Genomic DNA, 15,050 nt, shown 5'->3' with positions numbered 1-15,050 from the left:
TCAGAGCGTTGTTCGAGCAGCCGTCCCCGGTACTTCGCGCCTGCCCCGGCGGCAGCGGTGGCCGCCCATCCGGGCAGGGGCGACGTGCGTAGGCTCAGCGGGCATGGCTCCCGAGGATGATTTGCACTTATCGGTCAACTTGCTTGGCGCGCTGCGTGTTCTGCGCGGTCGGGCGGAGCTCGAGTTAGGGCCGCCCCAACAACAGGCGCTGCTCGCCTTCCTCGCCACCCGGCCCAACCAGGTCGTCCCCCGCGCCGAGCTGATCGACGGGATCTGGGGCGAGCAGCCACCCGCCACCGCGCGCCGCATCGTCTCCTCCTACGTCGGCGCGCTCCGCAAGATCCTCGACCCCGAGGACACCGGAGGGGTGCTCACCAGCACCGGGACCGGCTACCGGCTGGAGTTGGCGCCGGACCAACGAGACGTCGGGCGGTTCGAGGAGCACCTGGCCAGCGCCCGTTCGCTGCGCGAGGCCGGGGACGCCGAAGGCGCGCTCCGGCACTGGGAAGCGGCGCTGGAGCTGTGGCGCGGCACCCCACTGGCCGAACTGCCGGGTGCCTTCGTCGAGGCGGAGCGCTCCCGCCTGGTCGAACTCCGACTCACCGCGATGGAGGACCGCGCGGAAGCCCTGCTCGACCTCGGCCACACCAACACGATCACCGCCGAGCTGACGGCGGCGGTCAGCGAGCACCCGTTGCGCGAGCGGCTGCGCGGGATTCTCATGACGGCGCTGTTCCGCGCCGGCCGGCAGGCCGAGGCGTTGGAGCAGTACGACCGGCTGCGCCGGGTGCTCGCCGAGGAGTTGGGCATCGACCCCGGGTCGGCCGTGCGGCAGGTGCACGAACGCATCCTGGCCAACGACCCCGATCTGTTGGGCGGGGCGACGCGGCGGGAACCGCCCCCGGTGCGGCAGACCAGCCCGTACCCGGGTCTCGCCTCCTTCGACCTGGGCAACGCGCAGTACTTCTTCGGTCGGGAGCGGCTGACCACCGCGCTGGTGGACCGGCTCGGCGAGGACAGCCGCGACGGGCCGGTGGTCGTGGTCGGCGCTTCCGGCTCCGGCAAGTCCTCGTTGCTGCGCGCCGGTTTCGTCGCGGCGCTGGAGAACATGGACCTGGCCACCGACCAGCGCTGGTCGTGGCTCCTGCTCACCCCGGGCGACAAGCCCGTCCACCACCTCGCGACGGCGCTGAGCCGGGCGACGAGGATTCCGGTCGAGCAGATCGAGGAGGCCGTCGACTCCGACCAGGACGCCCTCGTCGATCTGCTGGCCGGGGCCCGGCGCGCGCCCGTGGACGGGCACCGGCGGGAGCGGTTCGTCGTCATCGTCGACCAGTTCGAGGAACTGTTCACCCTGTGCCGCGACGAGACGCACCGACGCCGGTTCGTCCGAGCCCTGTGCGCGGTGAGCGCCGTGGCCGGGAACGGGGCCGAGGGCGTCGGGGAGCCGGTGGCGAACGTGGTCCTCGGTCTGCGGGCCGACTTCTACGGGCACTGTGCCAACCACGGGGAGCTCGTGCCCGCCCTGGAACACGCCCTGGTCGTCTCCCCCATGACCGGGGCGGAGCTGCGCGAGGCGGTGGAACGCCCGGCCGAGCTCGTCGGGCTGGAGCTGGAGGACGGCCTCACCGACCTGCTGCTGCGCGACCTCGGCACGGTGGAGGACGAGAGCGCGAGCGGTCTGCTCCCGCTGCTCTCCCACGCCCTGTTGGCCGTCTGGCAGCTCCGGGAGGGCAACCGGCTCACCCTGCGCGGCTACGCGGAGACCGGCGGCGTGCACGAGTCGATCACGACCACCGCGGAGGCCACCTACTCCCGGCTCGACCCGCGGGCCCGGCGCATCGCCCGACATCTCCTGCTGCGCATGGTGCACATCGGCGACGGCCTGGAACTGGCCCGCCGCAGGGTGAACCGCTCCCGGCTGATCGAGGACTCCGCCGACCCGGACACCGCGACCGCCGTCCTGCACGCGCTGGCCGACGCCCGGCTGGTCACCCTCGACGAGGACAACGCGGAGATCAGCCACGAGGCGCTGTTCCGCGCGTGGCCACGGTTCCGGGAGTGGATCGCGGCGGACCGCGAGGGCCTGCGGTTCCACCAACAGGTCCACCAGGACGCCAACTCCTGGGCGCACGCCGGTCGCGAGATCTCCCTGCTGTACCGGGGAAGCAGGCTGGCCATCGCGCAGGACTGGCGCACCGAGTCAGGGGCGGAGCGCGCTCTTTCCCCTGTTGAGCAGGAGTTCCTGGACGTCAGCGTCGCCCAACAGGACGCCGAGCAGCGGGCCACCCGGCGCAGGACGCGGCGGCTGCGCCAGTTGACCGCCTCGCTGGCGGCGCTGCTGGTGCTGGTCACCGCCACCACGGTGTACGCCTTCGCGCAGCGGTCGATCGCGCGGACCCAGCGCTCGGAGGCCGTCTCCCGGCAGCTCGCGCTGCGGGCGAACTCCCTGATCGGCGCCGATCCCGCGCTGGCCGCCCAGTTCGGCCTCGCCGCGTACCGCATGTCGTCCACTGTGGACGCTCGGGGCAGCCTGCTGTCGGCGGCGGCTCCGGCTCCGGCGACCCGGTTGCTCGGGCACGGCGACACCGTCGCCGCCGTCGCCTACAGCCCGGACGGCAAACTCCTGGCCAGTGGCGGCAACGACGACACCGTTCGGTTGTGGGACACGGGTTCCCGCCGCCAACTCACCGAGATCAGGATGAACGGCCACGGGTTCGCCGTGGCCTTCCACCCCCAGGGGCGGCTGCTCGCCAGCGGGGAGGGCGACGGCACGATTCGCCTGTGGGACATCGCGAATCCGGCCAATCCCGTGGAGGTCGCGCGCAACCGCGACCACACGGGCAGCGTGATGTCCCTGGCGTTCAGCAAGAACGGGGACCAGCTGGCTTCCGCGAGCACTGACACGACCGTGAGGTTGTGGAAGGTGGAGAACGCCCGGGCGCTCACCGCGGTCTCCAGGTTCACCGGGCACCGACGGGACGTGGTGGCGGTGGCCTTCAACCCGACGCTTCCGTTGCTGGCCAGCGCGAGCTACGACGCGACGATCCGGCTGTGGCAGACCGACGTCCCGGCCGAGAGTGCCTTGGCCGACACGTTCTCCGCCAACCCCGGGGACTCCTACACCACCTCGGTGGCGTTCAGCCCGGACGGCGCGAAACTGGCCACCGGCAGCGCCAACTCGGCCGTCCACGACGTGACGATCTGGGATGTGAGCAGCCGCAAGGCGGTGCGGAACGGCGCGGTGAAGGGCGCGACGAGCGTGGTCGAGTCGGTCGTGTTCAGCCCGGACGGCAGCAGGATCGCCGCGACCGGCGATGACCAGACCACCCGGCTCTGGGATCTGGCGGATGGGCGCCAGCTCGCCGCGTTCCCGTCTTCCGACACCGTGCGCAGCGTCGCGTTCAGCCCCGACGGCGCCGCATTGGCCACGGGTGCGGCCAATCGCGCGGTGACCGTGTGGCCCGTCCGCACCGCCGCCGCGCTCGGCGCCGCCTCCTCCGCGTGGACCGTTGGCTTCAGCGGCAAGGGCGATCTCCTGGCCAGCGGCCACTACGACGGCAGCGTGCGGTTGTGGGACAGCGCGGACATGGGCAACCCCACGGTGCTGGCGACGGCGACCGGACACGGCAAGGCGGTGGTCGGGGTGTCGTTCAGCCCGGACGGGCGGGTGCTGGCGACCGCCAGCTACGACCGCACAGTGCGACTGTGGGACGTCAGCGATCCTCGGCGGCCCGGCGCGCTGACCACGATCACCGCTTCGGACAAGCAACTGGCGGCGGTGGCGTTCAGCCCCGACGGGCGGGTCCTGGTCAGTTCCGCCGAGGACCACAGAATCAAGCTGTGGGACGTCAGCGACGTGCGTCAACCCGTCCAGCTCGGCGGTGATCTGAGCGGCCACACGGACGTGGTCAGCTCGGTGGCGTTCAGCCGCGACGGCCGCACCATGGCCAGCGCGGACTACCAGGGCACCGTTCTGCTCTGGGACGTCTCCGACCCCCGGCACGCCACGGCGCGCGGCCGGACGCAGCCGGGAAAGGGCGCCGTGCGGCAGATCGCGCTGAGCCCGGACGGCAGAACCCTGGCCAGCGCGGGAAATGACCACATGGTGCACCTGTTCGACATCGGCCAGATCGCCTCTCCCGCGCGCCTGTCCAGCCTGGCCGGCCACAACAACACCGTGACCTCGGTGGCGTTCAGCGCGGACGGCAGGACCCTGGCCAGCGGCAGCTGGGACCGCACGGCGCTGATCTGGGACGTGGGCAACCCGCGTGAGTCGGCGTTGGTCGCCGCCGTGTCCGGCCCGAAGAGCAACGTCACGTCGGTGGCGTTCAACCCGAAGGACAACTCGTTGGTCGGTGGGGTCGCCGACGGCCCGATGGCGGTCTGGCGACTGGACACCGCCGCCATCGGCAGCGGGATCTGCGCGGCCCGGGGCACCCCACTCACCCGGGCCGAGTGGGAAACCTACGCGCACGGCGTGTCCCCCGAGGACCCCTGCGTCGAATAGTCGCGAGACGGTTGGTGGGGCGATCCGCCCGTCCCACCAACCGCTCCGCCCGTGCCCGAGCGGCTCGGCCGTCACGAGACGGGCACAACGCACATCGCTCCCCCACGCGGGAATCCGGGCTCCGCGATCGCGGACCGAACCGGTTTTCCCTTCCACGACGCGTGGTTCTCCTGGCCGCCAGGCCGGTGCCCGGCCATTGCGCGAACCGCGCAAAGGGCTCTGACCTCTGCGGCAATCATTCGTCAATCGATCGTCAACGCGGTAGCGGCTCGCGCTGAGCACACTGGGTTCCAGCGGGCATGACAGCGATACCGCACAGCGCACCCCGCACACGGCAAGGCCCCGGACGTCGAGGGGAATCCGGACAGCGGGTTTGGCGCTCTCGTCGAGACACGCGGCCCACGCGCATCGCTGGCAGACCCGCCGACACTCCGCACGACGGTCTTTGCCGAGTAGACAAGGGAAAACCATGGCTCCGCAACCGACTTCGGTTTCCACTCCGGCGATGCGGAAGGCGGCCGGTGAGTTCGAGGCCGCGCTGAGCACGTCCAGGACCACGTCGAACACGATGCAGACCACCATCGCGCAGCTGGGCACGTCCTGGCGCGGCGAGGCCGCCGCCAGGTTCGTCGGCTCGCTCAACGCCTGGTCCGGCGAGTACCAGAACATCATCAGGCAGCTGGAGACCATGTTGCGGGCCCTGCACGGCAACGCGCGCAACTACACGGTCACCGAGGACAGCGCCCTCGAACGGGCCGCCACGGCCATGCGCGGCCTGCCCGGCCTGTGACCGGCACACCGACGACGCCCGACGCGATCAGGGAGAGCGGACGAGATGGTGCAGTACAGCGTTGACTTCGGCAGGGTGCAGGCGGTCCTCGGCGAGATCGAGGGCGTGGACAAGCAGATCAGGTCCATGCTGGACACCCTGGAGGCCAACTCCGAGCGCAGCCTCGCCGAGTGGCAGAGCGACGCCCGGCTCGCCTACAACGACTGCAAGGCGAAGTGGGACGCCTCCGCCGCGCGGATGCCCGAGCTGCTCAGGCAGGCGCGGCAGGCGCTGACCGAGATCATGACCAACTACAACCGCGCGGAGGGCACCGGCTCGGACATGTGGAACAGCCTGGGCGTCGGGCGGAGGTGAGCCGTGACCCACGAGGGCATCGCCCTGCAGAACCAGAACCGGCAGGATCGGGAGAAGCAGGAGAAGAAGTCGCCGACCGAGTGGGACGGGTCGTCCCGCGGCGACCAGGGATCGCTCCAGAACAACAGCCCCCTGCCCGTCCCCCCGGTGTTCAAGGGCGAGGGTGGCAAGGGTCCGGTCACCGTCGACGGGATGGCGCTCAAGCACTTCGCGGCGGCCGTCAAGGAGCTCCTGCCACACCTGAGGAACGCGGTCAGGGACGTCGACTCGCTCGCCATCAGGGCCGGGAACTTCAAGCACGGCAACGCGATCCGCGACCTGATCACCGGCCCGACCGGCAACGCCGGGCTGAAGAAGGAGTACTCCGACGCCCTCAAGAAGATGGGCGCCGCCTTCGAGAAGTTCGTCGCGGGTGTCGAGGAGCTGGCGGCGAAGTACCAGACCACCGAGGAGCTCAACTCCAAGGGAGCCAACGACGTCGCCGACCTGATGAAGCAGTTCGGCGCGGGAATCCCGGGCGTGGCCGGGGGTCCGTAGCGGTGGCGGCGGTCGGACCGCCGCGCCCGTCGGAAGTCGGGTGAGAGAGCGAGCACGGGACAATGGTGCAGGCAAAGGACGTCCCCACCGGGGACGACTACCAGAACTGGACGTGGAAGCAGATCAAGGCGGCGATCTGCGGCGGGTCCGAGGAACACGGCGGTGACGCCGCCAGGAAGGCGCACAGCGACCCGGCGTCCTTCTGGGACGCCGGCAACAAGATCCAGAACCTGGGGCGGGTCTTCGCGCTGTGCCGCGACACCCTCCGCGTCCACGCCAAGGCCATCGCCGGGCCGGGCGGGGTGTGGAAGGGCCCGAGCGCCGAGGCGTTCCTCAACCAGATGGACTACTACGCCAAGGTGTTCGACGCCCACGTGGACCGGGTGACCAAGCCCGAGTTCGGCGGGAGCCGGTCCCTGCCGCAGGAACTGGTGGACGCGGGCAACAAGCTGAGCACCGCCCAGGCGAAGATCAACGCGATCGACCTCTGGTACGCGGACCAGGCGACCAGGCTGGGCGCGTCCACCTTCGAGAAGGACGGGGCCAAGCTCGTCACGGTCTCCAGCAAGCCGGAGGTCGTGAAGCTGCTCGACCGCGACATGCGGAAGGTGATCGGGGAGCTCGCCGGCGAGTACGAGGTCAAGGTCCCGACGTTCAGCGCGCCGGTGCCCAAGACCCCGAACGTGAACCCCAACAACCCGGGCGGGCCGAACCCGTACGGCGTCAACACGGGTCCGCCCCCGCAGTTCGTCCCACCACCCGGGAGCGGCGGGCCGGGCCAGCAGTTCCCCGGATTCACCGGCGTGCCCGGCGGGTCGTTGACCAACTTCCCCGGTGGTGACGGCTCCGGCGGTGGATTCCCGGGTGGGGGGTACCCCGGTGGCGGACTTCCCGGTGGTGGGGTTCCCGGCCAGTTTCCTGGGGGCCAGTTTCCTGGAGCCGGGGTCCCGGGTGGCGGCGTTCCTGGCGAGTTTCCCGGAGGCACGTCGGCCGGCACGCACGTCCCGGGCGCCGACCTCTCCGGTGGCGTGCCGGGACAGGTGCCAGCCCAGTACGCCCCGCTCAGTCCGAAGGAACTCGGGCTGGCCCCCGACCCGTACGACCCGGGCACCGGGCTGGCCGGAACAGGAGCGTTCACCCACACCCAGGCCCCGTACGCGCCGGGTGCCCGCCTCGACCCGTACCACCCCGGCGGTTCACCTGGTGCCACTGGTTATCCGGGAGGCGGGGTTCCGGCCCCCTACCCGGGGAGCGGGCCGGGATCGGGCGGCCCAACTCCCTTCCCAGGCGCCGGCCAGGTTCGCTATCCGGTTGTCAAGCCGGGCAGCCGACCCACGCCCTACCCCGGTGGCGGGCCGGACGGCGGGCTGGCTCGGTATCCGGTTCTCAGAAAAGGCGGTGGCGTCACGCCGTATCCCGGGGACAAACCGGGTTCGAGCGACCTCGCCGGCTTCTCCGGTGGCGAGCCCGGCAGGCTGAAGCCGTACCCGGGCGGTGGTCCCGGTTCCACCGACCTGCCGGGCTTTTCCGGTGGCAAGTCCCAGGGTGGCCCGAGCCCGTTTCCCGGCGGGGGCGGCGGAATACCGGGCGGCGGAGGTGTTCCGCCGTACAGCCCCGGCAGCGGTTCCCTTCGCGGCGGGGGCGTCAAGTCCTATGGGGACGGTGCCGGCGGCCCCGCCTCCGGCGGTCGACCCGCCGGTGGCGGCGGCAGGACCGGCGGCACGGGTGGTCCCGGCGGCACGGGGCCGGGCAGCGGTCGGGGTGGAACCACCGGTGCTCCCGGTATGCCGACAAGCCCCGGAATGCCCGGTGCACCGGGCAAACAGGAGCAGGAACGGGAACGCGCCACCTGGCTGGTGGAGGACGAGGACGTCTGGGGCGCCAACCCGGACGCCCCGCCCGGCGTGATCGGGCGGTCCGGCTAGACCTGCCCCCGCCGCTCCCGGCGTGGCCCGCCGTCGCACGTCGGGAGCGCGGGGCGGTCGACCGGCTCCGCGCCGTTCTGGGGCTCGGCGCGGAGCCCCTTCCCCGCGTGGCGAACCTCTTGGGAGTGGGCAATGACCTCGCCGTCCGACTACGACGAGCGCATCGACGAGCTGATGGCCGAGTACCGGCGCCGGCGCGCCGGCCTCGCCGAGATGCAGCGCCGGATCAGGCGGATCTCGGTGACGGTCACCTCGCCCAACCGCGCGGTCTCGGTCACCGCGAGCGTGCGGGGGGAGATCACCGAGCTGAGCTTCCCCTCCGGCGCGTACCGCGGGATGGCGCCGGCCGAGCTGTCCGCGCTGCTTTTGTCCACAATGGACGAAGCGCGGAAGGCGGCCCACGCGGAGATGGTCGAGGTGATGCGACCGCACATGCCCACGGGGCTCTCCTTCGGGGACCTGCTCGGCGGTGATGCCGACGCCCTCCTGCCCGAGCGCCCACCGATGACCGACGCCGTGCGCGAGCTCGTCTCCGACGACCCGCGCTTCGCGGTGCCGGACACACCGGGCAGGGCCGCGGCGCGCAAGGGCGATGCCGAGCAGGGCGAGCGGAGGTGGTGGTGATGACGCGGCAGTTCGGCGTCGACACCGAACGGCTCGGCAAGGTCTCGGGTGACGCGGAGAACCTGGCCGTCCGGTTGGAGCGGATCTACGACAACCTCCTCAGCCGCACCCAGGAAGTCGGCCAGTGCTGGGGCGACGACAAGACCGGGAAGTCGTTCGAGCAGAACTACCTCGCCAACAGCAAGGACGTGCTGACCGCCATGCGCGAGATGAGCAGCGTGGTGCGCAGCATGCGCGACGGCGTGAACACGATGGCCAAGGGCTTTCGCCGCACCGAGGCCAACGCCGTCGACACCCTCGCGGTCGGCCTGCCGAAGACGGAGCCGAGCACCGCGCCGAGCGGTGGCGACCGCGTCTGGCACCGGGTGAGCGGACCGCGGTCATGAGCGTGCGGATTCCCGAGGAGCTGCACGGGTTGGTCAGGATCGTCTGCGGCGACGAGTGGCCGAAGGGCGACGAGGACAAGCTGCGAATCCTGGGCACCGCGTGGGAACAGGCGGCGCAGGAGCTGACCGAGCTGCGCGGCGAGGTCGACTCGGTCACGGCCTCGGTGCTGGGCGCGTTGCAGGGCACGGCCTCCGCCGAGTTCCGCAAGTTCACCGCCGCGTTCCAGCAGCAGGTGCCGGCCGTGGCGACGACCGCCAAGCAGCTCGGCGAACTGGCCAGGAAGACCGCGCTCCAGGTCGAGTACGCGAAGTACATGATCATCGGTACGTTGGTCATGCTGGCCGCGCAGATCGCCTGGGCGCTGGCCAACGCCGCCTTCACCTTCGGCGCGTCGACCGCGGCCATCCCCGCCATGCAGGCCGCCGCCCGGATCTCGGTCCAGGTGGTCGTCCGGAACCTGGTCCAGGCCGTGCTGTTCGGCGTGGTCTTCCAGGTGGGGATGGACGTGGCGATCCAGGGCATCCAGATGCTCAAGGGCGACCGCACCCAGTGGGACGCGAACCTGACCAAGAGCGCGGGGATCACCGGGGTCGTCGGCGGGCTGGTCGGGTTCGGCCTCGGATCGGCGCTGGGCAAGTTCGCCCCCAAGTTCGCCGGTTCGCTGCCCGGGTCGATCGTCCAGGGCGCGGCCCACGAGTGGCTCACCGAGCAGATCAGCAAGGGCGTGCAGGGCCAGTGGGAGGACCTCAACCCGTTCGCCGCCACGGCGGGCGGGGTCGAGGGCGCGGTCAGCGGCATGGGCCGGAGGGGCCGGGCCGGCGGTCGTGGCCCGCACGGCGGCACCGAGATCAACAAGATCGATCCGAACACGCTGTCGCAGATGCCCCCGCCCGCCAACGGTTTCGGGGGCGGCGACCGGGGTGGAGGCGGCGGCCTGCCGAAGGGTTCCGCTGACGGCCTTCCGACCGGCGCCCCGGACATCCCGACGAGGAGCGCCCCGAACACCCCGGGCCTCTCTGACCCGCCTGTTGTGCACCACGGGGGAAGCCCGTCCCCCGTTCCCAGCCCGAACACCACGCCGAGCCGCGACCCCGGCAGCAGTCTGGCGAACACCTCACCGAACAACACGGTGCCGAACAACACGGTGCCCGACCCCGGACCGACTCCGACGCCGACGACGCCGAGACAGTCCACTATGGACGGTCTTTCGTTCGTGGGCGGACAGCGCACTTCTCCTCCGCGGCAGCCTCGCCCGCGGCCGGTCGAGCCCACCGCTCCCCCGGCGCCCAGGCCGGGAGGCACGCGGATTCCGAGCAGCTCGCAGCAGCCGGACCTCACCCGGCCACGGGACGGCGCCGATCCCGTTCCGCAACGACAGCCGCAGCGGGGACCTGCCCAGCGGTCGACCTCGCCCGTCTCACCCGTGGACCGGCCGCAGCAGCCGTCGCGTCCAGCTCCGCCTCGTCCACCCCTCCCCGGGGAGCAACCGGAACACCGGCCCGCGCCCCGGATCCCACCGCGCTCGTCGTCCCTGCCGTGGCAGCAACCCGCCCCACCACCACAGCCCAGCCAGGTCCAGCCGAGCGCACAGCCACCCCAGATCCCACCGCGGACGTCGTCCCTCTCGTGGCAGCAGCCCGCCCCGGCACCGGCACCGGCACCGGCAAGCCTGCCATCGCACCAGACGAGCCTGCCGACGCCACCCCAGTCCGCTCCGGCGCAGCCGATCCCGTCGGCACACCAGGTTCCGCCGGCACAGCCAGCACCACCGGCGCCCCCGGCACCGCCGCTTCCGCCACAGCACTCCGGCACGACATCGCAGCCGATCCCGCAGGCGCCACCGCCACATCAGGCCGCGCCACCGGCACCACCCCTGCCTCCTCCACACGCCGGTCCCGTTCCCCAGTCCGCGGTTCAGCAACACGTGGCGCAGCAACCCACCTCTCCCCCGCCGCCACCTCCTCCACCGCCACCTCCCGCACCACCCCAGCACTTCGGGCAGCCAGGTGTTCCGCTGCCAGCCCCGCCACCGGTTCCCGGCCACACGCCGCCGATCCCGTCCACCACCGCCAGCTCGGCTCCCGTCGAGCCGAACATCCCAGCCCCGTCCACCACACCCGGCAGCGCCCCCACCACCCACACCGCACAACCGCAGTCCCCACAACAACAGTCCTCTCCGCAGCACGTACCGGCTCCTGTCACCACGTCAGGGCCACCAACCGCGCCCGCCCCACCTCCACCTCCACCTCCGGCGCACCCTTCGAGCCCGAGCGCGCCACCGCCACCCCCTCCGGGGCGGCCCCCGGGGCCGGGCGCGCCACCACCTCCGCCCATCCCGGGACAGGGGCCGCCGCCGCCCGTTCCTCCCGGGCAGCCCTCCAGCTCACCGGCACCGCAGAGCACGAGTTCCCAGAAGTTCTCGGAAATCCGGGACGCGGACCTGAAGCAGGGCATCCTGGACGGGCTTCCACCCGAGTTCGGCAACGAGAAGCTGACGATCGCGGGCGTCGACGTCAACCTCGCGCAGGTCCGCAGCGGGTTCGACGCGCTGTTCGGCAAGCTGGGCAGAGACCCCGGCATCACCAGTACGAACAAGGTGAGCAGTGAGCGGGTGGTGCAGCTCGACGAGCTGACCTTCGCCAAGCACTTCGCCGTTCAGCAGGCCATGGACGAGGCGTTGAACCAGCAGAACCGAGGACAGGCCGACCTGACGGTCGATCAACTCAAGGAGCACGGCGTTGACCCGAAGGACGTGCGTCGCCAGATCCTGGACGAGAACTTCCTGCGCGATCTGACCAACCCCGCCAACCTCGCGGTCCTCGACGGGGTGCTGGACCAGGTCGCCCAGGCCAAGGCCGGCCGGGGCGCCACACCCGAGAAGGTCAACAACGAGCGGAACGAACTGATCCAGAACTGCCTGACCAACCCGGCCCGAACCATCAACGGGCACGTCCTGCTCAACACCAACCACCTCGACGGACTCGCCGTCGATCCCCAGCGTAAGGCCGATGCCATCCAGCACCTGCTCGTCCACGAGTTCATGCACCTGCACTCGGTGGGCAGTGACCGGACCTTCGCCCACCGCGAGGGAGAAGGCGGCGTCTACAACACCAACCTCATCCCGGACGAGGCCGTGACCGAGCTGCTGGCCCGCGGGATCACCAACGCCCTCGCCGCGAGACTCGGCACGAACCCGCAGTACAACCAGTTCGAGAACGGCAGTCAGCGCTACCAGGAGAACATCGACAACCTCAACAAGGAGTTCGACAGGAAACGGGGCAAGTGGGACCCGTTCCGCCCGAACGACGTCTTCGACACCATGCTCCGCGAGTACTTCGTCGGCCCGGTGCAGGGTTCCCCCACGACGTCCGGCACTCGTCCCGCGCACCCGGTGGAGAACCCCGCCGACAGCACGTCCCGAACGACTCATCCCGAGCCGCCGGTCGCTCAGAACCGGTCCGAGCCGGACACCAGGCAACCCGTGGTTCCCCGGCGTCCCGGTGACGACGAGACCTGGCGCCACAGCACGGCGAAGTCCGCACCCTGGTCCGAGCCGAACCGTCCACTGCGGCCGGAGCAGTGGGATTCGATGCGCGACCGCGCCCACGTGCGCACCGTCCACACGGAAGTGGCGGACGTGCTGACCAGCAGCGGGACCACCACGGGACAGGGCGGCCGGTCGAACGCGGGCCTGAACTCGGTCCTCGGGCTGGTGCGCTACGACCTGCGGCGAATGGAGGTCGAGCCCGGCCACTGGGTGCAGGAGTACACCCTGCGCGTGCATCTCGACCGGGGCGACCGGGCTTCTCAGTCCGAAGTGGACACTGTTCGCGCCAGAGTGACCGAAGGGGTGGACTCCGTGCTGAACAAGGGATACCGGTTGCCGTCCGGTGACCAGTTCCACGCCAAGGTCGAGTTCGTCGCCGACCGGAGCCAGGCCCACACCACCGTGCGGATCACCGAGGGGACCTCCGCCGACCAGACGAACTGGGGCGGGAACAGCTCCGCCAACGTCCTCGCGCACGAGGTGGCGCACTACTTCGGGCTGCCGGACGAGTACCGGGACAGCCGGGGAAACCAGGAAAGGATCTTCAACAGCGACGGCAAACGGCTGCCGGACGGGCACACCCGGTCCAATCTCGTGGTGCCGGACAACGGGTTGATGGGCGCCGAAGTGCACGGCTCCCCCGCGCTCAAACCCCGGCACCTGTGGATGATCGAGCGAACCGCCAACAGCCAGGTCATGGTGCCCGACACGCGGTACGACCAGTCGGGGCCGGTCCCGACCTCCACGCGGGACACCGGTCCGCTGGACGAGGGGAACACCGCGCCGCGGACCAGGCCCGCGTTCGACGACCCCACCCACTGGAACCGCCAGGACACCGCCGCCGGCCAGCCAACTCAGCGCATCACCCGTCTGCTGGAGGAACATCCGGTGAACACCGCCGAACTGTTCAACGAGCTGCACCGGGCGCGGCAGTCCCCAAACGGGGCCGAGGGACTGCGCGGACCGCTCGCCGACGCGCTCAGCCAGGCGGTGAGCCGCGGCGACCTGCGCCCGGTCGACTACGAACGGGCCCTCGTCGTCCTGGGTTTCGCGGACGTGTTCTTCGCCGACCCGGCACGCGCCCCCCACCTGGGACCCACCGCCGTGGCGCCGGGGAACGACCCCGCGACGCTGCCACCGGTGCGGCAACTCGCCGAGGAACTCGGCAGGCGGGTGCGGGCGCGGGAGTTCGACGAGGCGATGACCGTCCTCAGTGGAACGGGCCGGGACCCGCGGACCATCTGGGCCGTCCGGGACGCCTACCGGGAGCTGCTCGGCACGGATCTGGAGACCGATCTGCGAAGCCTGCGCCCGACGCACACCGACTACGCCGCGCACCAGCTCGGCTGGTCGAGCGAGAACCCGGTGCCGCGGGCCCAGGCCGTCCAGTGGTACGAGGCACTGCGCGGCCTCACCTTCAACCACCACCTCTTCGGGCAGATGGCGATGCCGACCGAGCACCCCGAGGACGGCTGCTACCTGCGCGCGCACCTGTGGGCGCTGGAGCTGAACCGGCTCGGGGCCCAGCCCTACAAGATCTTCGCGGCCCGGAGCGATCCCGCGCTCCTGGTGATGTCGGAGTACGCCGCGGGGGCGCGACCGGGCCAACCCGCGCCGGTCTTCTGGAACTACCACGTGGCCCCGGTGGTGCGGGTGGAGGGCGCGAACGGACCGTGGTGGGCGGTGTTCGACCCGGCGATGGGCGCCGGCCTGCTCAGCGCGGACGAGTGGCTCGGTCGGATGGGCCTCAACCACGGCAACACCTGGCTCCTGGAGGGGAATCTGGCGCAGGTGCAGGGCGAGTTGGTCATCAACTCGGTGCTGTTCCCGGAACTCTGGACGGCGGACCCGCTGAACCCGAGGCCGACGGGCACGGCCGTGGCGGTGGTCACCGACGCGCACGCCTACGGTTTCCCCAGCACCGCGCAACCGCAGTCCCTCCAGCAGACCGACAGTCTGGTTCGGCAGCAGGCGGACACTCTCGCCGAGTACGCCCTGGAGGCGGGCAGCCGCAGGGCCGACCACAGGTTGACCTACGCCGTGAGCGCGGTGGAGGCCTGTGTCGACGTGATGGGGCCACAGGACCCGGCCTGGTTGCTGCCGATGATCGCGAGCGTCGCGCAGCAGGAACCGGTGGGCGCCATCGGACTGCTGGACCGCAACCCGGATCTGGCGAACCGGTTGCGGGCGGTGCTGCCCGGGCACGAGGCGCGGTTGCGGGAGTTGTTCCCCAGCTTGCTGAACGTGGCGGGGCTGGACATCGCCGGAGGCGCTCAGGCCAGGCCGGCCCCACCACTGCCCGAGGACCACGCCGGCAGCGGGCGCCGGTGACGTCGACAACAACGAGGACTGGCAAGGCAACTGGCGTGGTGCCGC

At 71.3% G+C, this 15,050-nt stretch carries 8 protein-coding genes; all 8 read left to right on the top strand.

The features are described 5' to 3' along the window. Window positions 1–103: 103 nt before the first annotated feature. Window positions 104–4,510, top strand: a complete 4,407-nt coding sequence (locus tag BUE43_RS31580) for an nSTAND1 domain-containing NTPase (RefSeq protein WP_083960373.1) — start codon at window positions 104–106, stop codon at window positions 4,508–4,510. A 469-nt stretch (window positions 4,511–4,979) separates the two neighbouring features. Then, window positions 4,980–5,300: a WXG100 family type VII secretion target gene (locus tag BUE43_RS31575; RefSeq protein ID WP_083960372.1), complete on the top strand. Its 321-nt coding sequence runs from the start codon at window positions 4,980–4,982 to the stop codon at window positions 5,298–5,300. A gap of 45 nt (window positions 5,301–5,345) precedes the next feature. Beyond that, on the top strand, window positions 5,346–5,654 hold the full coding sequence (locus BUE43_RS31570) for a WXG100 family type VII secretion target (RefSeq protein ID WP_073490018.1): 309 nt from the start codon (window positions 5,346–5,348) through the stop codon (window positions 5,652–5,654). A gap of 3 nt (window positions 5,655–5,657) precedes the next feature. Beyond that, window positions 5,658–6,191 carry a hypothetical protein gene (locus BUE43_RS31565; protein WP_073490017.1) on the top strand — a complete coding sequence of 178 codons (534 nt, stop codon included), beginning with the start codon at window positions 5,658–5,660 and terminating at the stop codon, window positions 6,189–6,191. Window positions 6,192–6,253: 62 nt separating this feature from the next. Continuing rightward, window positions 6,254–8,116, top strand: coding sequence for a hypothetical protein (locus BUE43_RS34530; protein ID WP_073490016.1), 1,863 nt, complete (start codon window positions 6,254–6,256; stop codon window positions 8,114–8,116). Window positions 8,117–8,248: 132 nt separating this feature from the next. Further along, window positions 8,249–8,740 (top strand): YbaB/EbfC family nucleoid-associated protein, encoded by a 492-nt coding sequence (locus BUE43_RS31555; protein WP_073490015.1) that lies wholly within the window; start codon window positions 8,249–8,251, stop codon window positions 8,738–8,740. Further along, window positions 8,740–9,126: a WXG100 family type VII secretion target gene (locus BUE43_RS31550; protein ID WP_143174518.1), complete on the top strand. Its 387-nt coding sequence runs from the start codon at window positions 8,740–8,742 to the stop codon at window positions 9,124–9,126. The genes BUE43_RS31555 and BUE43_RS31550 overlap by 1 nt, the downstream gene beginning before the upstream one ends. Continuing rightward, complete coding sequence (locus BUE43_RS35745; protein ID WP_073490013.1) at window positions 9,123–15,005, top strand: WXG100-like domain-containing protein; 5,883 nt, start codon at window positions 9,123–9,125, stop codon at window positions 15,003–15,005. Before BUE43_RS31550 ends, BUE43_RS35745 begins: the two co-directional genes overlap by 4 nt. The last annotated feature ends 45 nt before the right edge of the window (window positions 15,006–15,050 follow it).

It is taken from the genome of Streptoalloteichus hindustanus, from assembly GCF_900129375.1.
In the GTDB taxonomy this organism is placed as follows: Bacteria; Actinomycetota; Actinomycetes; order Mycobacteriales; family Pseudonocardiaceae; genus Streptoalloteichus; species Streptoalloteichus hindustanus.
Note: the sequence above shows the minus strand (reverse complement) of the source record. Positions and strands in the feature narration are given on the sequence as shown.